A 20,529-nucleotide genomic window follows, 5' to 3' on the forward strand; every position below is an offset into this window, starting at 1 on the left:
CACAAATATGTCTTAATTTGAAATTAACTAAAGTTATATGCAATTTAATAAAAATACAAGTTCAGGCAAAACCAGCTTTATTGGTCTAACCATCAAATCTATTATTGGTCTTACAGTAATTATGGGGATTATGTTTTTTATTAATAAAGTTGATTTTCCAGCTCCAAAAAAAGAAATAGAAAAAATTATTCCAAATGAAAATTTTAAAATTGTTAAATAAGAAAAATTTATCAATTATAATTATTTCTTTATTATCATTTATTTCCACTATTGCTGAGGAAAAACCAGTCGATATTTGGAACCTAGATAAACAAGAAATAGATACTGCATCTGAAGAAAAAATAACAGTCGAAAAAACTGAAGAAGTATCACAAAGTAGCATCTACGAAACACAAACAGATAAAAACAAAGACTCCATAAAACTAGACGAAGACTTAACATCAAAAACAATTAAAATTGCTGGATTATATGATCCACAGGATTATGGTTTGAGTATTAGTATGTGGTCAAATTCTGATGGGTTAAAATTAAAAAAACTTTTTAAAAGCATTGATAAATATAATCTTTCAAAAGATGCATCTGAAATTTTAAATATTTCATTATTAACTAACGCTTATTATCCAAATCAAAATATTACAGATAAAGAGTTTATAAAATTTAAAACAAATTGGTTAATAAAAGACTCTAACTTAGAATTAATTGAAGAATATCTTATTAAAAATCAAATAACAAATTTGCATCCAGAATTGATGAAATATATGGTTGATAATTATTTGTCTCAATCGAATGTAAAAAAATCATGTGAAATATTTTCAAAAATTAATGAACCTTTAGAAAATGAATATTTATCAAAATTCAATCTATATTGTTTAATAAACTATGGAAAAAATGAAGAAGCTCAATTAATTTTAGATTTAAAAAAAGAATTAGGCTTTGAAGATGAATATTTTGAAAATAAAGTAAATTATTTGTTTGGATACATAGATGAAGCAAATAAAGAAGTCTCTGAGAATTCTATTTTAGATTTTCATTTAGCCCATAGAACAAATCCTGAATTTTCATTTGAACCAAAAAAAGACACTCCTAAATTAATTTGGAAGTATTTATCAACATCTAATTTATTATATAGAATTCAAGATTTAGAAATTACCGATATAGATAAAATTTCTACTATTGAAAAAGCCACCCATGATAAAAATTATTCAGAAGAAGAGTTGTTTGAGTTTTATAAGCGATTTCAATTTAACATAAATCAGCTGTTAAACACCAAAGAGTCCTATAAATCCTTATCCTCTATTGAAGGTAAGGCCCTAGTATATCAAAGAATACTTTTAACAGAAGAACCAAAACTAAAACTTGAACTGATGAAAATTTTGAAAGATATTTTTGAGTCTGAGGGTATTGGTAATGCTTTTGAATTAAAGCTAGGAAAATTTTTAAAAAAAATTGATGAAACAGATGTACCTTCTAATTTTACTACTTTTTATAATCAGCATATAAAAAATGATGAAATTATTGATAAAAAAATTAAATATAATAATAAAATATTACATCAATCAAAGTTAGTAAATTATTTTAATGGGGATTATGCTAAATCAAAAATTGAAGAAGATCTAAATAAGTTTTTAAAAAAAATAAAAAAAGACAAAAAATATTTCTTATCAAAGAAAGATATAATTTTCCTCGAAGCATTAAAATCTGACGGAATTGAAATCTCAAAAAAATATGAAAATCTTTATGAAATTAACAAATCAGAGATGCCGACAGATATCCAAAAAATGATAGATAATAAAGAAATTGGAGCAGCGCTACTTAGAATTATAGAGGTTATTGGACCAGAAAAAATTGAAGATATAGATGATGATACAGTATATTTTATAATTAATACGCTGAATCAATTAAATGCTGACTTAATTAGGAATAAACTTTTATTAAAAGTTCTTCCTTTTAAAGTTTAGAAATTATAATAAAATAATCCATCATGGCTGTTAAAACTATAATCACTGAACCTAATAAATTACTTAGACAGATTTCAAAACCTGTTGAAAGTGTAGGTAAAGAAGAACAGCAACTTATGGATGATATGCTAGATACTATGTATGATGCTAACGGTATAGGGCTTGCAGCAATTCAAATAGGTGTCCCAAAAAGAATTATAGTAATGGATATTAGTAAGGATGAAAAAAAAGAACCAAAATATTTTGTAAATCCAGTTGTTGTGAATAAAGATCCAATTAAAAATACACATGAGGAAGGATGTTTGTCAGTACCAGAACAATTTGCGGAAATAGACAGACCAAGTAAATGTAAAGTAGAGTATTTGGACTACAATGGAAAAAAACAAATGTTATTAGCTGATGGGTTGCTTGCAACATGTATACAGCATGAAATGGATCACTTAGAGGGAATACTATTCATTGATTATCTATCAAAATTAAAAAAATCTATGATCATAAAAAAACTATCTAAATTAAAATCAAATACTGCAATTCTTTAATTTATGGCAAAAAAGATAGTTTTTATGGGTACACCAATGTTTGCTGTGCCTATTTTAAAATCATTGTATCAAAATGGTTATCCAATTTCAGACGTGTACACACAGCCTCCTCAAAAATCACAAAGAGGACAAAAAATAAATAAATCACCTATACAAGGAATTGCAGAAACTTTAAATTTAGAGTTTAGAACTCCAAAATATTTAAAAGATAACAGGGAGGAGTATGAATATTTTAAAAGTATAAATGCTGATTTAGCAATAGTTGTTGCGTACGGACAAATTATTCCAAAAGAATTTTTAAGTTTAACTAAAAAAGGATTTATTAACATTCATGCATCTCTTCTACCCAAGTGGAGAGGGGCAGCACCTATACAAAGATCTATAATGAATTTAGATAAAGAAACAGGGGTTAGTATTATGAAAATAGCTGAACAGCTTGACACAGGTCCAGTGTGTAACACTTACAAAATAAATTTAGAAAATAATTTAAATGCAAGTGATATAGCTGATAAATTATCTTTAATAGCTGCAGAAAAAATATTAGATAATATTGACAATATATTGGATGATAAAGCTAAATTTATTAATCAAGATCATTCAAAAGCAACATATGCATCTAAAATTCAAAAAGCCGAAGGAGAAATCAATTGGAAAGACAATTCAAAAATTATCATTGGAAAAATAAATGGTTTGTATCCCACACCTGGTGCTTTTTTTATATACAAGGGCGAAAGATACAAAATTCTAAAAGCAGAAATTGGTAATGGGATTGGAAAACCAGGCGAGGTTGTTTCAAATTATTTAGAGGTTGTTTGCGGTGACAAACAAACAATAAAAATCAAAGAAATCCAAAGACAAGGAAAAAAGCCTCAAAATATTGGTGAATTCATGCTTGGATCTCAAATAAAACAAGGTGCAGTTATCTAAATGGCTAGGTATCAACTGCTTATTGAATATGTGGGTACAGACTTTAGAGGTTGGCAAATTCAAAAAAAAGGATCAACTATTCAAGGTCTTATACAGCAAAAATTGACAAAGCTTCTTAAAGAAAAAATAATCTTAAATGGATCTGGTAGAACAGATACAGGCGTTCATGCAATTGAACAGTCTGGTCACTTTGATTGTAAAAATAAGATTGCAGATTTAACAAAGTTTTTAAAATCAATTAATCATTTTTTAAACGATCAAGGTGTTTCAATAAAAAAAATAAGGAAAAGAAGTAATAAATTTCACTCAAGATTTTCTGCAAAACAAAGGATTTACAAATACATAATTTTTAACCAGATAAGTGCTCCAGTAATTGAAAAAAAAAGAGGCTGGCATGTAAGAAAACCATTGGATTTAGATTTGATTAAAAAAGGTGCAAAGAAATTAGTAGGAACTCATGATTATTCTACTTTCAGGTCCTCTAGCTGTCATGCAAAAAGTCCAATTAAAACAATCAAATCAGTAAAAGTTAAATCATCAAAAAATAAAATAGAAATTGAATTTAATTCACAATCCTTTTTGCAAAAACAGGTTAGGTCTATGGTTGGTTGTTTGAAATATTTAGGTGAAAAAAAATGGGATTTAAAGACTTTTAACAAAGCTTTTAGGTCAAAAAAAAGAATATTGTGTGCACCACCCGCACCACCTGAGGGACTTTTTCTAGCGAGAGTTATTTATTAGTTTTTTTTTGTTACTCATTGAAAATTTTTTATTTATTCGCCATCTAGACTCTGCTCTTACAATATAACCACAGCAATTTTTTGATTTACATTTGCAAGGAAATTGTTTGTAATTTTCATCATAACCAAATCCATAATCACAAGTAAATTCTTCACCTTTTTTAATATCTTTGATTGCTTTAACCCAAATTTTAAGTCCCTTACCATCATAATCACAATTATTATTGCAAGAGTGATTAATAAGACCCGCTGTATTCCAAGCAAAATCTCCGTCAAGATCATATCTTTTGTTTATAGTAAATAAATAAATTGGTTTTCCATTATCATATTTATCAGACTCTTCGGTTTGTTTTTTAGTAATTAATTTTCCAACATAATCAATTATTTTGGTTCCTTCTTTGATGTCTCTTGTAGCGTAAAGTCCTCTACCTTTTTTATCAATTACAGATTTATTAATTTTATACAATTTCATAAAGTTTTTATTTAGAGGGTTATTTAGAATTATCAATCAAATTCTATAAGAGCATCTACATGACGTTTAGTACTGTCTTGAAGTGCTTTAAGATCATATCCACCTTCAAGAATAGAAACAACATTCCCATTACAAAATGATTTGGAAAGTTCCAATGTTCTTTTTGTTAATTGATAAAAATCTTCTGAGTTCAACCTTAGTTGTGCTAAAGGATCATCAATATGTGCGTCAAAACCTGCAGAAAACAATAAAAATTCAGGTTTAAATTCTTTTAATTTTTTTAAAACATGCTCGTATGCATTTAGATATGCTTCAGCAGTGGTGCCAGCTTCAAGTGGAATATTAAGAATATTATTAAACTTACCTTTTTCTTGTTCTGAACCTGATCCAGGATAGTAGGGGTATTGATGAGTTGAAACATACAACACTTTTTCATTATTGTAGAAAATGTCTTGTGTTCCATTTCCATGATGAACATCAAAATCAATAATAGCAATTTTATTATACTTATATTTTTCTATTAGATAATTAGCTCCAACAGCAACATTGTTATATATACAAAATCCCATTGCCTTATTTTTTTCTGCATGATGTCCTGGAGGTCTTACTGCACAAAATGCATTTTTAAATTCTTTCTGCTGAACACCATCAATGGCTGTAATTATGGATCCTACAGCATCTTTTGTTGCTTCTTTGCTTCCCGGTGAAACAACTGTGTCTCCATCAAGAAAAGCTAAACCATTTGTTGGAAATGATTTACCTACTAAATCTATATATTCGGAAGAATGTGTATTAATTAAAAAAGATTGATCAAATTTATTTGGTTTTTTCCAAATCAATTCTTTGTTATTAATTTTCTTAAAGTTATCAATAACAGCTGTAACTCTATCAATTTTTTCTGGATGCCCTTCGCCTGTATTGTGATTTTGATAAGTATCAGAGGTAACTAAACCAGTTTTCACTTAAAATAATTTTGTAAAATATTTGAATAAATCAATGTAAGTTTTTTTAAATCAGACAACGAAACAGCCTCATCTACTTTGTGCATTGTTTTACCAACTAAACCAAATTCTAAACAGGGAGCTATTTTTCTAATAAATCTTGCATCAGAGGTACCCCCAGTTGTTGAGAGCTGAGGTTTAATTTTTGTAATTTTTTTAATGATATCTCTTATCATAAAAGTTGTATTATTTGGTTTTGTAAGAAATGCTTCTCCAGAAACATTATAATCAATTTTGTATCTTGATTTATTTTTGTTACTTATTTTTTTTATAATACTATCAATTTTCTTTTTTAAAGAACTTGAAGTGTGCTTGTTATTAAATCTAATATTAAATTTAGCACTAGCTAACCCTGGTATTACGTTATCTGCAGAATTATCTATATTTATCTTAGTAATCTCAAGATTTGTTGGTTGAAAATTCTTTGTACCATTATCAAATTTAATTTTTTTTAGTTCATTTAAAATTTGTACAAGTGCAGTTGATGGATTATTTGCTCTTTGAGGATAAGCCACATGACCCTGAACACCTATAATTGAAAGTCTACCATTCATGCTTCCTCTTCGTCCTATTTTAATCATTTCACCCAATTTATTAGGATTTGTAGGTTCACCTACTAAGCAAAAATTTATTTTTTCTTTTTTCTTTCTTAAGTAATCGACTACTTTTTTAGTTCCATTGATTGCCACTCCTTCTTCATCTCCTGTAATTAAAAGACTAATAGAGCCATTAAATTTTCTATTATTCCTAACAAAATTACTCACCGCAGAAACAAATGCTGCAATCGAACTTTTCATATCATTAGCACCTCTTCCAATTAGATGTCCTTTTTTAACAGAGGGTTTAAACGGGTTTACTGTCCATTCTTTTAAATTTCCTGCTGGCACAACATCTAGATGACCTGCATAACAGAAATTTGGACCTTGTTTACCAAGTTTTGCGTAAAGATTTTTTACTGGTTTACTATTCTTCTCTTTAAACTCTAAAATTTTAGTTTTGAACCCAAGTGTTTTAAGTTTTTTTTCTAAGAACTTCATTATTCCAGCATCAATAGGCGTCACAGATGGGAATTTAATTAGCTCCTTAGCTAATTGAAGTTCATTTATAGAAGGCATAATAAATCTATTCTCTTAAAAGATCGTTGACAGAAGTTTTAGATCTTGTTTTTTCATCAACTTGTTTAATTATAACTGCACAATATAGTGATGGGGCAGAGGTATTATTTTTATCAGGTAATGACCCAGGTACAACTACAGAATAAGGAGGAATTTTTCCATAAGTTACTTCTCCAGTTTTTCTATTTACTATTTTAGTAGATTGTCCAATGTACATTCCCATACTCAAAACAGATCCTTCTCCAACAATAACACCCTCAACAACTTCTGACATTGCACCAATAAAACAATTATCTTCGATAATAGTTGGTAATGCCTGAGCAGGTTCTAATACTCCACCAATTCCACTTCCTGCTGAGATATGACAATTTTTTCCTATTTGGCAACAGCTACCAGCTCGACTAAATGTATCCATCATAGTACCTTCATCGATATAAGCTCCAATATTCACATAGCATGGCATTAGCACTGCATTTTTTCCAACAAATGATCCTTTTCTAACAGGAGAGTTTGGTACCATTCTAAATCCAGCTTTTTCATGATCTTCTTTTGTCCAACCAGCTGTTTTACCCTTCAACAAATGTGCTTTGTCATACCAACTACTGTAGGGACCATTTAAATTTTCCATTGGGTAAATTCTAAAGCTTAGCATTATAGCTTTTTTAATATGTTGATGAGTAACCCATTCACCATTAATTTTTTCAGCAACTCTAACTTTACCGCTATCTAAATCAGCAATCATTTGATTGATTGTATCTTTTAAACTTTGCTCAGAGTTTTGGTTTACGTTATCTCTATTTTCCCATGCTTCATTTATTATTTTTTCTATATCGCTCATATTTTTTTTAGATAGTTAATTTAATTGTTTTTTAATATATTAATTTCTTGAAGAAAAGAAGGCAAGTTCTTAATCTTGTAATCTATATATGGTTTGTCCGAGTCTTTTTTGGCAAAGGCTTCTTCATTTTCTAACCAACATGTTTTCATTCCTAAATTCTTAGCCTGCTCTAAATTGTGAGCGATATCCTCGATTAAAATTGATTGTTTTGGATCTAAATCAAACTTTTTAATTAATTTTTGATATGGATCTAAGTGAGGTTTTGGAACATAATTTGCATCAGTTATATCAAAAGCTCCATCAAATAAGCCATCAATACCAAGTTGTTTTGTGACATTTTCAACATGAGCATGAGAACCGTTAGTAAAAATAATCTTTTTTTCTTCTATCTTAATAAGTTCTTCTCTTAAAACTTCATCTTTTGGCAGCCAACTAATATCAATATCGTGAACAAATTCTAAAAATTCTTGTGGATTGATATTATCATGGTTCATTAGACCCGAGAGTGTTGTCCCATACTCATAAAAGTATTTTTTTTGAATTTCTTTTGCTTTTACAAGATCAACATTAAATTTTTCAGAGATAAATGAAGACATTTTTTTATCAACTTCAGAAAAAACCTGAGTTTGACCACTATAAAGAGTGTTATCAAGATCAAATATCCAGTATTTTATATTAACTAAATCTTTCATTGTCTTATCAGTGTTCCCGATCCTTTATCAGATAATAGTTCAAAAAGAATAGAATGGTTTTTTCGGCCATCAATTATTACAACACCTTTTACCCCATTACTTGCAACATCTAAACAATTGTTAATTTTAGGAATCATACCTCCAGTAATTGTTTCATTATCAATTAAATCTTTAATTGAAATTGAATTAATTTCAGGAATTAGTTTTTGACTATCATCTAAAACACCCTCAACATCACTCATAATTATTAATCTTCTTGCTTCAATTTTCTTTGCAATAGAGCCAGCTGTGGTATCTGCATTTATATTATAAGTTTGATTACTTTCATCTAAACCTAAAGGTGCAATTACTGGAACCTTTTTATCATTAACAATTTTGTCTATAATAGTTTTGTTAATTTTAGTGGGCGTTCCAACAAATCCTAATTCATCATTTTCTCTAATTACATTAATGATATTATTATTTTTAGAGTTAATTGTTTCACTATTACAAGATTGTTTTTTTAAAGCTTCAACTATCTCTTGATTAAATTCTATTAAAACTTTCTCGACTACTTCAATTGTTTCTTTTCCTGTAACCCGAAGTCCTTTAATAAATTCACTATTAATTCCTAATTCATTTAATTTGCTACTTATTCTTTTACCACCACCATGCACAACGATAGGAATAAATCCCAATTTATTTAGTGTGGTAATATCTTTTATAAAAATATTAAATAAATTCTGATCAACTAGTACACTTCCACCACATTTAATAACGATGTATTCGTCATTATATTTTTCTAAATATTTTTTTACTTCATTAATTGAGGGACCATCAAATGGTAGTATCTTTTTTAACTCTTCTTCTTTGACTTCCAACATTAAGTGGTTGTTTTAATGGTAGTTCTTTTCATAATGAACACTTGTTGAGCCATTGTTAAAATATTATTAACAGTCCAGTAAATTACTAATCCTGCGGGAAATGGTGCTAATATTACTGTTAGGAAAAGTGGAAAGAACATAAATATTTTTGCCTGCATAGGATCTGTCGGAGCAGGATTAAGTTTTTGCTGAATAAACATTGATACACCCATTGCAATAGGCCAAGCACCAATCATTAAAAATGAAGGAACATCATAAGGCAATAAACCAAATAAATTGAAGAGTGATGTAGGATCTCTCTCTGATAAATCTTGTATCCATCCAAAAAATGGCATTTGTCTCATTTCAATTGTTACAAACAGTACTTTGTATAATGCAAAAAATACTGGAATTTGAACTAGTATAGGTAAACATCCAGACATGGGATTAACTTTCTCTTTTTTATAAAGAGCCATCATTTCTTGCTGCAATTTCATTTTATTTTCTTTATGAAGATCTTTAAGTCTAGCCATTTCAGGCTGGAGAGCCTTCATTTTTGCCATACTTTTAAACGAGAAGTTTGCAAGTGGAAAGAATGCTAGTCTTATACAAAATGTAATTGCTATAATTGCCAGACCATAATTTCCTAATAATTTAAAAAAGTAATCTATGCCATGGAACAAAGGTTTTGTAATGAAATACAAAAATCCCCAATCAATTGCTAAATCAAATTTATCTATATTTAGAGATTCTGCGTATCCATCAATTACGTCTACTCTCTTAGCAGCTACTATTACTTGCAATTTATCTTCGATACTCGAGTTTCCTTTTAATTCTAGAGGTTCTGTACCTACAAAATTAGCACGAAACTTTTCTTTATAATCAAATGTAGTCTTGAATTCTTTACCACTTGGTGGAATCAATGAGGTTATCCAAAATTTGTCTGAAATTCCAAGCCACCCCTTTTGAGAAGTTTTTGAAAACTTTTCTTCTTGAATATCATCATAATCTTCTTCAATTAATTCTTCATCTAATGTTGCTATTAAACCTTCATGAAGAATGTAAAAATTGGAAATATCTGGAATTTCTTTTCTGATAATTTGACCATAAGTGTAAAAATCAAACTCTTTTTTAGTTGAATTGATTACTCTTTGATTAATTGTGAAAAGAAATTTATCATCTAAAGTTATTTCTTTCTCAAAAGTAATTCCTTGATCATTAGTCCATGATAATTTTACAGACGACTGGTCAGTTAATTTATTATTTCCTGATACAGACCAAACTGAATTAGAATTTGGAATATCAATATTTTTATCAGAAGTTATAAAACCACTCTCTATAAAATATCCATCTTTAGTATTTCTTGGTGTTAAAAGAGTAACTTTCTCATCACTATTTAAAGCTACATTATATTCTTTAAAAGTTAAGTCATCGATTGCAGCACCCTTTAAAGAAATCGAACCAACTATATTTTGATTTTCAAATTGAATTCTTTTATTTTGGTTTAAAGCCTCTTCTCTTGTAATTTCAGTTATAGTCTCTTTTTGATCCAAACTAGGCGCATCTGAATTTTGTTCAGTTTTATTTTTTTCAGCTAAGTTCTCTTTTGTAATTGGGGGAGGTGCAAAAAATAAGCTATATAAAATAATAACTGCAGCAGACAAAGAAATAGCTGCAATAACGTTTTTAGTATCCATTATTTTTTAGCACTCATTTCTTTTTTAACTGGATCAAAACCATCACCACCCCCTAAAAACTTTATAGGATGACACGATAATATTCTCTTTAAGCTCATTAAACTTCCTTTAACAAAACCAAATTCTTTTAAAGCCTCAATACTGTATTCAGAACAAGTTGGCAAATATCTACAAGATTGACCTAGCAATGGACTAATAAGAAATTTATATCCTTTAATAAAATTAATTAAAATATTTGTGAAAATGTTCATTATTTAATTTTTTCTAAATCCTGAAATAGAGTTTCTTTTATATTTTTGTAATCATTGTTTAGCATAGTTGACTTAGCAATAACAAGATATGAATAGCTAAATTTTAATGTTATTTTTTTTACTGCTTCATTAACAATATTTCTTAATCTACGTTTAATTTTATTTCTTTTTACTGCATTTCCAATTTTCTTTTTGGTCACAAAACTAATATTTAGTTTACTGTTATCTTTGTTGGTTAGATTGCCAAAAAAAATTGTAGCGTATTTGTTAGAAATTTTTTTTTGCTTTAGTAGATTTTTGAATTCTTCGTTTTTTGAAAGAGCAAGTATTTTGCTTTTCATTTATCTAGACTGATACGGTTAACGATTTTCTTCCTCTTGCTCTTCTCCTAGCCAAAAGTTTCTGTCCACCCTTAGTCTTCATTTTTGATCTAAAACCATGTTTTCTGGCTCGTTTAACGTTAGATGGTTGATATGTTCGCTTCATAAAATGTGGTTAAAATTTATTAATTTTTCGCTCTTTATAGTAACTAAATATATAAATAGCAAATAGAAGATTATAGAATTAGCATTGTATTTAATGGAAAAAGCTAAAAAAATTAAATTATTTATAGGATTATTTTACCTGGTAGCTATTTGTATATTTTTATATTTTTTCTTTTCAAATTTTAGCCTTCAGGAATTAACTTCTTATGATTTCATTAGAGAAAATAGATCTTATTTTTTTGAACTTAAAAATTCTAATTTATTTTTATTATCAGTAATTTTTTTAGCTCTTACAATATTATGGGTATTTCCATTTTTGGGATTTGGGTCACCAGTTGCATTACTAGGGGGATTTATATTTGGAAAATGGATTGGAACGTTACTTGTTGTTTTAGGATTAAGTATTGGTGCAACTTTTATTTATTTATTTGGTAATTATTTTTTAAAAGAATTGATTAGAGAAAAATTTTTAAATAGATTTAAAAACCTTGAACAAAAATTTAAAAAATCAGAATTTATTTATTTGCTGTTATATCGTTTTATAGGAGGAATACCTTGGCAATTAAGTTGTCTTTTGCCAACTATTTTTAATGTAAAATTGATTAATTTTTTCTTTGCAACTTTAATTGGAATCATACCTCAAATATTCCTAGGAGTTTCAATCGGTAGTGGCTTAGAAAAAGTTATTGATCAAAATTCAGAAATTCCTGGAATAACTGATATTATTTTTTCAGCAGATATTTATTTACCAATTTTAGCTTTTGTTGGTTTAATTTTATTATCAGTTTTTTTAAGAAAACTTTTCAACAAAAATTAATTCTGGTGCTCCCACCCTGTACTGACCAGGAAATTAGTCATTACCAATGACTTGATATACCATTTATCTATAGGAGCTTATTAACAAAATAATATTTATTGATAATAAAGCATTTTTTTCAAAATATTGCCTTAATTTTTTGGTTATTATGCTTTATATCTACGTGAGGAAAATTTTATGGGAATTCATTACGATTATAAATCTACTAAAGGTAATAAGCTTATGGAGAAGCAAGCTAAAAGAGAGAAGAAGCTTGCAGAAAAAAAAGCTAAACGTTTAGCAAAAGAAGGTCCAAAAGAAGAGGAAGTTAAACCTAAAACTTTAGATGCCTCAAAGCCAATTACATTAGACTTCCTTACTAATCCAGATAAAGAATGAATTCAAAAGAAAAAAATGAGCGTTTAAGCTTAGCGTTAAGAAAAAATTTAAAAAAACGAAAACTTTTTCAAAAAAAAACTAAGAAGAAAACTAAATAATGTCAGTTCTTTCAGATAAGTGGATTAGAAAAATGTCTAAAGAAGAAGACATGATTTCTCCCTTTGAAGAAAAACAAGTCAGAGGAGACAGCATCTCTTATGGGCTATCATCATTTGGTTATGATGCTAGAGTTTCTGATGAATTTAAGATTTTTACAAATGTGAATTCAGAAATAGTGGATCCAAAAAATTTTAAACCAACAAACTTTGTTACAAAAAATGTATCAGAATGTATTATTCCACCAAATTCATTTGTTCTAGCCAGAACAGTTGAAAAGTTTAAAATTCCAGATGATGTATTGGTTATTTGTCTTGGTAAATCTACTTATGCAAGATGTGGGATTATTGTAAATGTTACACCTTTAGAACCAGGCTGGGAAGGGTACGTAACACTTGAATTTTCTAATACCACACCTTTACCTGCAAAAATATATGCAAATGAGGGTGTTGCACAATTTGTCTTTTTAAAGGGAAATGAAAAACCAGAAGTGACATATGCTGATCGTGATGGAAAGTATATGGGTCAAACTGGGGTAACGTTACCTAAAGTTTAGTTATGCAAAAACTAGAAGTCTTTGGAGCTAATAAGCTCAAAGGACAAATAAAAATATCAGGCTCAAAAAATGCATCCTTACCAATTTTAGCTGCAACTTTACTTTCAAGAAAAAAAATTTACTTAAAAAACTTACCTAGAGTAAAAGATATTGAGACAATGGTTAGTTTATTACAATCCTTAGGATCTAAAATTAAATTCAATCAAAATAACTTAGTCATTGATAACATAAAACAAAGCAAAAGTTTTGCACCTTACAGTTTAGTTAAAACTATGAGAGCAGGAATTCTAGTTCTTGGGCCTTTATTAGCAAAATTTGGTAAGGCAAAAGTATCTCTACCAGGAGGTTGTGCGATTGGTACTAGACCTGTTGACATACATCTAGATGCTTTATCAAAGTTAGGAGTTAAATATAAAATTGTTCAAGGGTACGTTCACGCAATCGCAGCAAAAGGATTAATTGGGAATAAAATTCGATTTTCAAAAATATCAGTTGGTGCTACTGAAAACTTAATAATAGCAGCAAGTTTTGCTAAAGGAACAACTGTTTTAAGTAACTGTGCAATTGAACCCGAAATAAAAGATTTAGTTAATTTTTTAAAAAATATGGGATGCAACATTAAATGGACTAGCAAGCGCTCAGTAAAAATTGAAGGGGTATCAGAAGTAAAAGAAATTACCTATCCGGTTATGTTTGATAGAATTGAAGCTGGAACTTATTTAGTTGCAGCTGCAGTAACAGCTGGAAATTTAAAAATAAAGAATATTGTCCCAAAAATAATCCAAACAGAAATTAATACTTTAAAAAAAATAGGTGCAAAAATTAATGTAAAGAAAGATGAAGTTCACATTATTGGTAATAAAAAGGTTAAAAGTACGAAAATCAAAACAGCACCATATCCTGGTTTCCCAACTGATTTACAGGCTCAAATAATGGTATTGTTGTGTAAAGCTAACAGGCAATCTGTGATTAAAGAGGATATTTTTGAGAACAGATTTATGCATGTTGCTGAATTGAATCGAATGGGTGCTAAAATTTCTACTAATGGTAATACTGCTAAAGTTACTGGTAACATTAATTTTGCGGCAGCAGAATTGATGGCAACAGATCTGAGAGCTTCTGTTTCATTAATTTTAGCAGCCTTAACAGCAAAAGGAAAATCAGTGATTAATAGAATTTATCATCTTGACCGTGGATATGAAAATATAGAAAAGAAACTAAAAAAAGTTGGAGCAAAAATTAGAAGAGTTAATTAATGGATAAGAAATATTTAGCAAAAATTATAGCTTCGGATAATGAAGGTTTACAAATGATTTCAGCTTGTACTGCTGGGGCAAAGGTTAAAGTTTCAGATATAAAATACCTAGCAGAAAATAAAGTTTTCTTGATATCAGTTGAGAGAACCAAAATTGAAACTGACCAGGAAGATAAGAAAATTAACAGCATTTGTAGGTTTGATTGTGTAGATAAAGTTAAATCTAAAAATATAGATCAAAAAAATGAAGATTTAGTTTTAGAATTGATAGCAATAGATTATCTAAAAAATAATGATGATTATGAGATTAATTTAATTTTCAACAATAATGCTCACATTGCTTTGACTACAGAAACAATTGAAGTAAGACTGGAAGATCAAAACGAGATTAAAGATTAATGAAAATATTAAACAGCAATAGTAAAAATTTTGATAAAAACTTAGATAGTTTACTTTTACAAAGAAAGAAAAAAGTACAATCTAATTCAGTTTCAGTTTCAAGTATTATTAAAGATGTTAAGAAAAATGGAGACAAAGCTTTAGTAAAATATGAAAAAAAATTTAATCAAAACACTATAATTATTCCTTCTCAAAAACAGATTTCTAATTCAATAAAATCATTAAATAAAAAGGTGAAGCAGGCAATTGATGTTGCTTACAATAGAATTTACAAATTTCACTCACTTCAAAAATTTAAGAATATTTCTTACGTCGATAAGTATAAAAATAAACTTGAGTATAAATATATACCCTTAGAATCTGTCGCAATTTATGTACCTGGTTCAACAGCCTCATATCCATCTAGTGTATTAATGAATGCTATCCCAGCAATTGTTGCGGGAGTTAAAAGAGTTGTGATGATTAATCCAGGATTTAAAGGAAAACAAAATCCTGCAGTATTATATGCGGCACGTAAATGTAAAATTAAAGAAATTTATTCAATAGGTGGACCTTCTGCAATTGCAGCAGCAGCCTATGGAACAAAGAAAATAAATAAAGTTAATAAAATAGTAGGCCCTGGTAATGCATATGTGGCAGCAGCCAAAAAAGAAGTTTTTGGAGATGTTGGAATAGAGGGAATGACTGCGGGCCCTTCTGAAGTTACTATTGTTTGTGATAAATTTTCAAATCCAGAATGGGTTGCAAGTGATTTAATAGGACAAGCAGAACATGATAGCCTTGCACAATGTATTTTAATTTCAAAAGATAAATCTTTAATTGATAAAGTTCAAAATGAAATTTCTAAACAATTAAAAGAAATTCCAAGGTCATCTATTGCAAGACAAAGCTTATCAAGTAATGGATTTTTAATGCATATTAATTCTGATAAGAAAATAATTGATGTGGTGAATAAAATAGCACCCGAACATTTAGAACTAAATGTTATAAATTATAATTCTTTTGTGCCAAAAATTAAAAACTCAGGATCTATTTGTCTTGGAAAATATGCTGTAATGGCAATGACAGACTATAATGTCGGTTCAAACCATATATTACCAACCAATGGTTCAGCAAAATATTCAAGTGGAGTAAGTGTGAATGAATTTTATAAACGGATTTCTTATATAAACTTATCTAAAAAGGGTATTGAAAGTCTTGGTCCTTCAGTTATAACACTTGCAAATTATGAAGGATTAGCAGGACATGCTCAATCTGTTAAAAAAAGAATTAGGAGAAAATAAAATTGTCTAAACAAGATTTGCTTGAATTTAAAGGAAAGGTCATGGACCTACTTCCAAACGCAATGTTTAGAGTTAAGCTGGAGAATGGGCATACAGTTACAGCTCATACTGCTGGTAAGTTAAGAAAAAATAGAATTAGAGTATTGCAAGGGGATAACGTGACTGTAGAGATGACACCTTATGACCTTACAAAAGGCAGAATAATCTTTAGAGGTTAAACTTGCCTCGGTAGCTCAGGAGTAGAGCAGAGCCCTGAAAAGGCTTGTGTCGGAGGTGCGAATCCTTCCCGAGGCACCACCACCATCAACTTTTTTCATCTTGAAATTATTAAAAAATCAAATTAGCTTTATAAAATAATAAATAACATAAGGACTAAGAAATAAGATGAGCACACTAACTGGTAAAATTAAATGGTATAACGGAGCAAAAGGCTATGGTTTCATCGAAAGAGATGACAAAGAAAAAGATGCCTTTGTACACGCATCAGCAGTTAAAGAAGCTGGTATGAGATATCTTAATGAAGGGGATAAATTAGAGTTTTCATTAGAGGATGGCCCAAAAGGTCCTTCTGCAGTTAATCTAAAAAAAATAGACTAATTCTCAAATATTTCAAAGGGCGTTAAATTTATAATTAGATTAACGTCCTTTTTATTTTTACTTGAATAATGACAATTATTGTCTAAAAGAACACCAATGATTATAAATATTACATTCAGAGAAACTTCAAGAAGCACTCATAGAATATGTTTCCATAGCCTGTAGGCTATTTATTTATAATATAATTTTTAATCCACACAAAAATAATATAAAAACAAGGAATGCCTGGGTGGTGTAACGGTTAGCACGAAAGTTTGTGGAACTTTAAGTTTGAGTTCGATTCTCAGCCCGGGTACCAAAAAATGAATAAAGAAAATAAATTAGTACCTGGATTACCTTCAGGTTTTGAAGATCGTTGGGATAAAAAACTTCTTCTCAAAAAAAAGCTATTAAAAGCTATTGAGAATAATTTTATCAAGTTTGGAGCAGAAGCTCTTGAGACTCCTTCGTTTGAAATTAGTGAAAATATAGGATCTTTTCTTGCGGAAGACGAGGCTAATCCTATGTCTGATGTATTCTCAATTCAAGATGGTGAAAAAAGCATCACTCTTCGATATGATTTATCAAGTCCACTTGCAAGATTTGTTGCACAGAACAATCAGGAACTGCCCTCTATCTATAAACGTTACGCTATTCAAAATGTATTTCGTAACGAGAAAGCTGGAAATGGCCGATACAGGGAATTTATGCAAGCTGACTTTGATATAGTTGGAAATGTAAATCCTGCACAAGCAAATGCTGAACTTTGCAATTTAATATCAAGCACATTATCAGATTGTGGCTTAAACAAAAATCAATTCACAATCAATGTAAGTAATAGAAAAATAGTGCAAGGCTTAATTGATGAATTAAAAATTTCTGAAGAAAAACAAACTAAAGTCATTAGAGCAATTGATAAACTAGACAAACCTGGTTTTGGATTAAAAGGAGTTGAAGATTTACTCAAAAAAGAGAGAAAAGACCAAAGCGGAGCCATCACAAAAGGTGCAGAATTATCAGATGATCAAGCTGCACAAATATTAAATTTTCTAAAAATAAAAGATTTAAAAGAATTAAAGGAAACTTTAAAAAATCCATTATCTCAAGAAGGTATAAATGAATTAGAAAATGTATTTGAAGTACTAGGATATGGATCAAATTTAAATCAAGTTAAAACCAATTTTACAATCGTGAGAGGTTTGGCTTATTATTCAGATTTTATTGTAGAGACCAACTTAAATTTTAAAGTGACAAACAACAAAGGTAAAGAAGTAGATATTGGAAGCATATGTTCAGGTGGAGCTTATGCAAAATTGATATCAAGATTTAGAGGAGTAGATATTCCAGGAACAGGAATAAGTTTTGGTGTTGATAGATTGTTATTTGCTTTAATGCAGTTAGATCAAATTAAGGTTGAGGATCAAAAACCAGTTTTGGTTTGTGTCATGGATCAAAAATATTTGAAAAATTATTATGAATTAGTTGATGAATTAAGAGAAAATAATATTAATGCTGAAATTTTTTTAGATAGTAAAAAAAATCTAGGTAAGCAATTAACCTTTGCAAATAAACGTGAATTACCAGTTGCGATTATTTGTGGAGAAAACGAGTTTAATGATAACACTGTAACCATTAAGAACCTTCGAGGTGTTAAGGGTGAAAACAACCAAACAATTCCAAAAGCTGATTTAATTAATGAAGTCAAAAAACTTATCTGAAAATATCCTTAGATCAGTAAAATCTAAAGGATTTAAGTATATTGATTTACCCTCAGTAATTGAGGCCAATCATATTGTCCAAAGATCAGGTGAAAACTTTAGAAAATTTATTTTCTCTTTCATTGATCAAAATGGTAGTGAGCTTTGTTTAAGACCTGACCTAACTATTGCATCATGTCTTAGATATCTAGAGAATAATTTAAATGGCAAAGAGAAGATTTTTTATAGCGGTCAGGCGTATAGAAAATCACAAAATAAAAAAGACTCTATAATAAGAGATCAAGTAGGTTTTGAGATAATAGGATCCAAGGATGAGAAGAATGATGATAAAGAAATCATAAACACTTCTCTAAAATCTCTACAAAATATTAAATATACATCAGGTACGTTAACAATTGGTAATGTTGAGATCTTTAATTTATTAATTTCAAAACTAGATATTCCAAAACGTTGGAAGTTAAGATTATCAAGGCATTTTTGGAGAGAGAAATATTTTAATGATCTATTAAAAAGATTAGAGACTAATTCAGATGTAGACCCAACCATTGTTGAGATTGATAAAAAAAGATATTTTCAAATGTTAAAAGAAGATCTATCCAAAGTCATCGCAGGAAGGTCAATTAATGAAATTTTAAAAAGATTTGATAATAAGATTATGGACCCACGAGGAGCAAAAAAAGGTGAAAATGTTTCAAAGATTATTAAAGAGTTTTTAAAAATTAAATGCCCAATTAATAAAGCTGCAAATGAACTAAATAAATTTTTTAAAAAGAGTAAGATCAATTTAATAGTTGATCAAAAATATTTTCCAATCTCAAATAATAAAATATCAAAACTTAATGTTGTTTTCTCAGCTTCATTTGGAAGACAATTAGAATACTACACAGGAATGGTATTTAAAATTGACATCAAATCTAAATCAAAGATCAGAAATATAATTAATGGTGGAAGATATGATAAATTAATTTCAGATCTTGGGGCCAAAAATCAAGTAGCAGCAGTTGGAGCTGCTTTAAATTTAAATTACTAATGAGCAAAAATATAATTAATATTGGTATTCCAAGCAAAGGTAGACTTAGAAAAGATATTCTAAAAATATTTAAAAAAAATAAATTAAGTTTAGTTTCTGAAAGAGGAGAAAGAGATTTATTGGGATCAATAAAACAATTAAAGAATATTAAAGTTTTATATCTCCATGCCAGAGAAATAGTTGAAAGACTTGGAGATGGTTCATTAGATCTTGGTTTCTCAGGATATGATTTATTAAAAGAGAGTGAAGTAAATATTCAAAATAAAATTAATGTATGTAAAAGATATGATTTTGGAAAAGCAACTTTAGTTGTGGCTATTCCTGATCCTTGGATTGATGTTCAAACAGTTGCAGATTTAGAAGAAATTGCATTTGAATTTAAAGATAAAAAGAAGAAAAGATTAAGAGTTGCAACCAAATATCCAAACTTAACTAGAGAATTTTTATTCTCAAAAGGAGTTACTCAATTTAAATTAGTTGGAAGTTTGGGAGCTACTGAGGCTTATCCGTTCACAGGATCAAGTGAAATTATCACTGACATAACCTCAACTGGTGAGACTTTAAAAGCCAACAATCTTCGTATTTTAAAAGATGGTGAGATCTTAGAGTCTGTAGCTTGTATGATGACATCAAAATCATCTGTTAAAAAACCAGAAGTTAAAAAATTAATTAAACTACTTTCTAAGAATTAGATCTTTCCAATAAATTAAAATAATCTTAATAATATCAAGGTTTCTGGCAACAGCATAAAGTGCTACAACAGCCCCAATAATAAATACAATTTTTAATATTAAGAATAATTCCATCGGATAAATTTTAAATATTTTAATATATTAATCAAATTTTCATATAAAATAAAATTAT

Annotated in this window: 26 protein-coding genes and 2 tRNA genes; 18 read left to right on the forward strand and 10 right to left on the reverse strand. The window is 28.8% G+C overall.

Features of this window, described 5'->3' with window-relative positions; translation table 11 throughout:
- The first annotated feature begins 37 nt into the window (after positions 1-37).
- Genes ACIJYH_RS00245 through truA form a run of 5 tightly spaced genes read left to right on the forward strand, consistent with a single transcriptional unit; the run spans position 38 to position 4,165 of the window.
- Complete coding sequence (locus ACIJYH_RS00245) at positions 38-220, forward strand: hypothetical protein (protein ID WP_435163091.1); 183 nt, start codon at positions 38-40, stop codon at positions 218-220.
- Positions 195-1,958 carry a hypothetical protein gene (locus ACIJYH_RS00250; protein WP_435163092.1) on the forward strand — a complete coding sequence of 588 codons (1,764 nt, stop codon included), beginning with the start codon at positions 195-197 and terminating at the stop codon, positions 1,956-1,958. Before ACIJYH_RS00245 ends, ACIJYH_RS00250 begins: the two co-directional genes overlap by 26 nt.
- Positions 1,959-1,981: 23 nt before the next feature.
- A complete protein-coding gene (def, locus tag ACIJYH_RS00255) occupies positions 1,982-2,497 on the forward strand; it encodes a peptide deformylase (RefSeq protein WP_435088497.1) in 516 nt (171 codons plus the stop codon).
- Between the two features lie 3 nt (positions 2,498-2,500).
- Positions 2,501-3,424 carry a methionyl-tRNA formyltransferase gene (gene fmt / locus ACIJYH_RS00260; RefSeq protein WP_435163094.1) on the forward strand — a complete coding sequence of 308 codons (924 nt, stop codon included), beginning with the start codon at positions 2,501-2,503 and terminating at the stop codon, positions 3,422-3,424.
- Positions 3,425-4,165: a tRNA pseudouridine(38-40) synthase TruA gene (truA, locus tag ACIJYH_RS00265; RefSeq protein ID WP_435163095.1), complete on the forward strand. Its 741-nt coding sequence runs from the start codon at positions 3,425-3,427 to the stop codon at positions 4,163-4,165. It begins immediately after the preceding gene.
- On the opposite strand, the gene ACIJYH_RS00270 is transcribed toward truA, so the two are convergent.
- From ACIJYH_RS00270 to rpmH, 10 genes are read right to left on the reverse strand one after another with little or no spacing between them, the layout of a single operon-like run.
- On the reverse strand, positions 4,145-4,636 hold the full coding sequence (locus tag ACIJYH_RS00270) for an SET domain-containing protein (protein WP_435097103.1): 492 nt from the start codon (positions 4,634-4,636) through the stop codon (positions 4,145-4,147). The two genes, truA and ACIJYH_RS00270, sit on opposite strands and share 21 nt — an antisense overlap.
- 32 nt (positions 4,637-4,668) lie before the next feature.
- Positions 4,669-5,598 (reverse strand): histone deacetylase family protein, encoded by a 930-nt coding sequence (locus tag ACIJYH_RS00275; protein ID WP_435163097.1) that lies wholly within the window; start codon positions 5,596-5,598, stop codon positions 4,669-4,671.
- The gene (gene dapE / locus ACIJYH_RS00280; RefSeq protein WP_435163099.1) at positions 5,595-6,752 is read right to left on the reverse strand and encodes a succinyl-diaminopimelate desuccinylase; all 1,158 of its coding nucleotides are present in this window, start codon (positions 6,750-6,752) and stop codon (positions 5,595-5,597) included. The genes ACIJYH_RS00275 and dapE overlap by 4 nt, the downstream gene beginning before the upstream one ends.
- 7 nt (positions 6,753-6,759) lie before the next feature.
- On the reverse strand, positions 6,760-7,590 hold the full coding sequence (gene dapD, locus ACIJYH_RS00285) for a 2,3,4,5-tetrahydropyridine-2,6-dicarboxylate N-succinyltransferase (protein WP_435163101.1): 831 nt from the start codon (positions 7,588-7,590) through the stop codon (positions 6,760-6,762).
- A 20-nt stretch (positions 7,591-7,610) separates the two neighbouring features.
- Entirely contained in the window at positions 7,611-8,282 is a 672-nt protein-coding gene (locus ACIJYH_RS00290; RefSeq protein WP_435088504.1) for a pyrimidine 5'-nucleotidase, read from the reverse strand.
- A complete protein-coding gene (argB, locus tag ACIJYH_RS00295; protein WP_435163103.1) occupies positions 8,279-9,145 on the reverse strand; it encodes an acetylglutamate kinase in 867 nt (288 codons plus the stop codon). Before argB ends, ACIJYH_RS00290 begins: the two co-directional genes overlap by 4 nt.
- On the reverse strand, positions 9,145-10,821 hold the full coding sequence (gene yidC, locus ACIJYH_RS00300; protein ID WP_435163105.1) for a membrane protein insertase YidC: 1,677 nt from the start codon (positions 10,819-10,821) through the stop codon (positions 9,145-9,147). The genes argB and yidC overlap by 1 nt, the downstream gene beginning before the upstream one ends.
- Positions 10,821-11,072 carry a membrane protein insertion efficiency factor YidD gene (yidD, locus tag ACIJYH_RS00305; RefSeq protein WP_435163107.1) on the reverse strand — a complete coding sequence of 84 codons (252 nt, stop codon included), beginning with the start codon at positions 11,070-11,072 and terminating at the stop codon, positions 10,821-10,823. The genes yidC and yidD overlap by 1 nt, the downstream gene beginning before the upstream one ends.
- The gene (gene rnpA / locus ACIJYH_RS00310) at positions 11,072-11,413 is read right to left on the reverse strand and encodes a ribonuclease P protein component (RefSeq protein ID WP_435163108.1); all 342 of its coding nucleotides are present in this window, start codon (positions 11,411-11,413) and stop codon (positions 11,072-11,074) included. The genes yidD and rnpA overlap by 1 nt, the downstream gene beginning before the upstream one ends.
- Before the next feature lie 4 nt (positions 11,414-11,417).
- The gene (rpmH, locus tag ACIJYH_RS00315; protein WP_008545591.1) at positions 11,418-11,558 is read right to left on the reverse strand and encodes a 50S ribosomal protein L34; all 141 of its coding nucleotides are present in this window, start codon (positions 11,556-11,558) and stop codon (positions 11,418-11,420) included.
- Positions 11,559-11,651: 93 nt separating this feature from the next.
- On the opposite strand from rpmH, the gene ACIJYH_RS00320 reads away from it, so the two are divergent.
- The 13 genes from ACIJYH_RS00320 to hisG all read left to right on the forward strand — a co-directional run bounded on the left by ACIJYH_RS00320 (position 11,652) and on the right by hisG (position 20,357).
- Complete coding sequence (locus ACIJYH_RS00320; RefSeq protein ID WP_435163109.1) at positions 11,652-12,374, forward strand: TVP38/TMEM64 family protein; 723 nt, start codon at positions 11,652-11,654, stop codon at positions 12,372-12,374.
- Positions 12,375-12,551: 177 nt separating this feature from the next.
- The gene (locus tag ACIJYH_RS00325; RefSeq protein WP_028036218.1) at positions 12,552-12,752 is read left to right on the forward strand and encodes a hypothetical protein; all 201 of its coding nucleotides are present in this window, start codon (positions 12,552-12,554) and stop codon (positions 12,750-12,752) included.
- Positions 12,753-12,849: 97 nt separating this feature from the next.
- Positions 12,850-13,404: a dCTP deaminase gene (gene dcd / locus ACIJYH_RS00330; RefSeq protein WP_271507166.1), complete on the forward strand. Its 555-nt coding sequence runs from the start codon at positions 12,850-12,852 to the stop codon at positions 13,402-13,404.
- A gap of 2 nt (positions 13,405-13,406) precedes the next feature.
- On the forward strand, positions 13,407-14,660 hold the full coding sequence (murA, locus tag ACIJYH_RS00335) for a UDP-N-acetylglucosamine 1-carboxyvinyltransferase (protein WP_435163110.1): 1,254 nt from the start codon (positions 13,407-13,409) through the stop codon (positions 14,658-14,660).
- Positions 14,660-15,058 carry a DUF2948 family protein gene (locus ACIJYH_RS00340; protein ID WP_435163112.1) on the forward strand — a complete coding sequence of 133 codons (399 nt, stop codon included), beginning with the start codon at positions 14,660-14,662 and terminating at the stop codon, positions 15,056-15,058. The genes murA and ACIJYH_RS00340 overlap by 1 nt, the downstream gene beginning before the upstream one ends.
- The gene (hisD, locus tag ACIJYH_RS00345) at positions 15,058-16,341 is read left to right on the forward strand and encodes a histidinol dehydrogenase (RefSeq protein ID WP_435163113.1); all 1,284 of its coding nucleotides are present in this window, start codon (positions 15,058-15,060) and stop codon (positions 16,339-16,341) included. Before ACIJYH_RS00340 ends, hisD begins: the two co-directional genes overlap by 1 nt.
- A 2-nt stretch (positions 16,342-16,343) precedes the next feature.
- Positions 16,344-16,559, forward strand: coding sequence for a translation initiation factor IF-1 (gene infA / locus ACIJYH_RS00350; protein WP_023649077.1), 216 nt, complete (start codon positions 16,344-16,346; stop codon positions 16,557-16,559).
- A gap of 4 nt (positions 16,560-16,563) precedes the next feature.
- Positions 16,564-16,638 (forward strand) — tRNA-Phe (locus ACIJYH_RS00355).
- A gap of 87 nt (positions 16,639-16,725) precedes the next feature.
- The gene (locus ACIJYH_RS00360; protein ID WP_435086149.1) at positions 16,726-16,938 is read left to right on the forward strand and encodes a cold-shock protein; all 213 of its coding nucleotides are present in this window, start codon (positions 16,726-16,728) and stop codon (positions 16,936-16,938) included.
- 223 nt (positions 16,939-17,161) lie between these two features.
- A tRNA-His gene (locus ACIJYH_RS00365) sits at positions 17,162-17,236 on the forward strand.
- Positions 17,237-17,240: 4 nt separating this feature from the next.
- Positions 17,241-18,635: a histidine--tRNA ligase gene (gene hisS / locus ACIJYH_RS00370; protein WP_435163115.1), complete on the forward strand. Its 1,395-nt coding sequence runs from the start codon at positions 17,241-17,243 to the stop codon at positions 18,633-18,635.
- Positions 18,613-19,665 (forward strand): ATP phosphoribosyltransferase regulatory subunit, encoded by a 1,053-nt coding sequence (locus tag ACIJYH_RS00375; protein ID WP_435163117.1) that lies wholly within the window; start codon positions 18,613-18,615, stop codon positions 19,663-19,665. The genes hisS and ACIJYH_RS00375 overlap by 23 nt, the downstream gene beginning before the upstream one ends.
- Positions 19,665-20,357 (forward strand): ATP phosphoribosyltransferase, encoded by a 693-nt coding sequence (hisG, locus tag ACIJYH_RS00380; RefSeq protein ID WP_435163119.1) that lies wholly within the window; start codon positions 19,665-19,667, stop codon positions 20,355-20,357. The genes ACIJYH_RS00375 and hisG overlap by 1 nt, the downstream gene beginning before the upstream one ends.
- Positions 20,358-20,529: the final 172 nt, after the last annotated feature.

This window comes from Candidatus Pelagibacter bacterium nBUS_25 (assembly GCF_051200975.1).
In the GTDB taxonomy this organism is placed as follows: domain Bacteria; phylum Pseudomonadota; class Alphaproteobacteria; order Pelagibacterales; family Pelagibacteraceae; genus Pelagibacter.

Coding starts and splice junctions, on each gene's coding strand:
- ACIJYH_RS00320 (WP_435163109.1), top strand. CDS start 11,652: ATGGAAAAAGCTAAAAAAATTAAATTATTTATAGGATTATTTTACCTG.
- ACIJYH_RS00375 (WP_435163117.1), top strand. CDS start 18,613: ATGAAGTCAAAAAACTTATCTGAAAATATCCTTAGATCAGTAAAATCT.
- dapD (WP_435163101.1), bottom strand. CDS start 7,590: ATGAGCGATATAGAAAAAATAATAAATGAAGCATGGGAAAATAGAGAT.
- rpmH (WP_008545591.1), bottom strand. CDS start 11,558: ATGAAGCGAACATATCAACCATCTAACGTTAAACGAGCCAGAAAACAT.
- rnpA (WP_435163108.1), bottom strand. CDS start 11,413: ATGAAAAGCAAAATACTTGCTCTTTCAAAAAACGAAGAATTCAAAAAT.
- fmt (WP_435163094.1), top strand. CDS start 2,501: ATGGCAAAAAAGATAGTTTTTATGGGTACACCAATGTTTGCTGTGCCT.
- hisG (WP_435163119.1), top strand. CDS start 19,665: ATGAGCAAAAATATAATTAATATTGGTATTCCAAGCAAAGGTAGACTT.
- ACIJYH_RS00340 (WP_435163112.1), top strand. CDS start 14,660: ATGGATAAGAAATATTTAGCAAAAATTATAGCTTCGGATAATGAAGGT.
- ACIJYH_RS00245 (WP_435163091.1), top strand. CDS start 38: ATGCAATTTAATAAAAATACAAGTTCAGGCAAAACCAGCTTTATTGGT.
- argB (WP_435163103.1), bottom strand. CDS start 9,145: ATGTTGGAAGTCAAAGAAGAAGAGTTAAAAAAGATACTACCATTTGAT.
- ACIJYH_RS00360 (WP_435086149.1), top strand. CDS start 16,726: ATGAGCACACTAACTGGTAAAATTAAATGGTATAACGGAGCAAAAGGC.
- yidD (WP_435163107.1), bottom strand. CDS start 11,072: ATGAACATTTTCACAAATATTTTAATTAATTTTATTAAAGGATATAAA.
- ACIJYH_RS00250 (WP_435163092.1), top strand. CDS start 195: ATGAAAATTTTAAAATTGTTAAATAAGAAAAATTTATCAATTATAATT.
- hisS (WP_435163115.1), top strand. CDS start 17,241: ATGAATAAAGAAAATAAATTAGTACCTGGATTACCTTCAGGTTTTGAA.
- ACIJYH_RS00290 (WP_435088504.1), bottom strand. CDS start 8,282: ATGAAAGATTTAGTTAATATAAAATACTGGATATTTGATCTTGATAAC.
- murA (WP_435163110.1), top strand. CDS start 13,407: ATGCAAAAACTAGAAGTCTTTGGAGCTAATAAGCTCAAAGGACAAATA.
- yidC (WP_435163105.1), bottom strand. CDS start 10,821: ATGGATACTAAAAACGTTATTGCAGCTATTTCTTTGTCTGCTGCAGTT.
- def (WP_435088497.1), top strand. CDS start 1,982: ATGGCTGTTAAAACTATAATCACTGAACCTAATAAATTACTTAGACAG.
- ACIJYH_RS00270 (WP_435097103.1), bottom strand. CDS start 4,636: ATGAAATTGTATAAAATTAATAAATCTGTAATTGATAAAAAAGGTAGA.
- dapE (WP_435163099.1), bottom strand. CDS start 6,752: ATGCCTTCTATAAATGAACTTCAATTAGCTAAGGAGCTAATTAAATTC.
- ACIJYH_RS00325 (WP_028036218.1), top strand. CDS start 12,552: ATGGGAATTCATTACGATTATAAATCTACTAAAGGTAATAAGCTTATG.
- hisD (WP_435163113.1), top strand. CDS start 15,058: ATGAAAATATTAAACAGCAATAGTAAAAATTTTGATAAAAACTTAGAT.
- truA (WP_435163095.1), top strand. CDS start 3,425: ATGGCTAGGTATCAACTGCTTATTGAATATGTGGGTACAGACTTTAGA.
- dcd (WP_271507166.1), top strand. CDS start 12,850: ATGTCAGTTCTTTCAGATAAGTGGATTAGAAAAATGTCTAAAGAAGAA.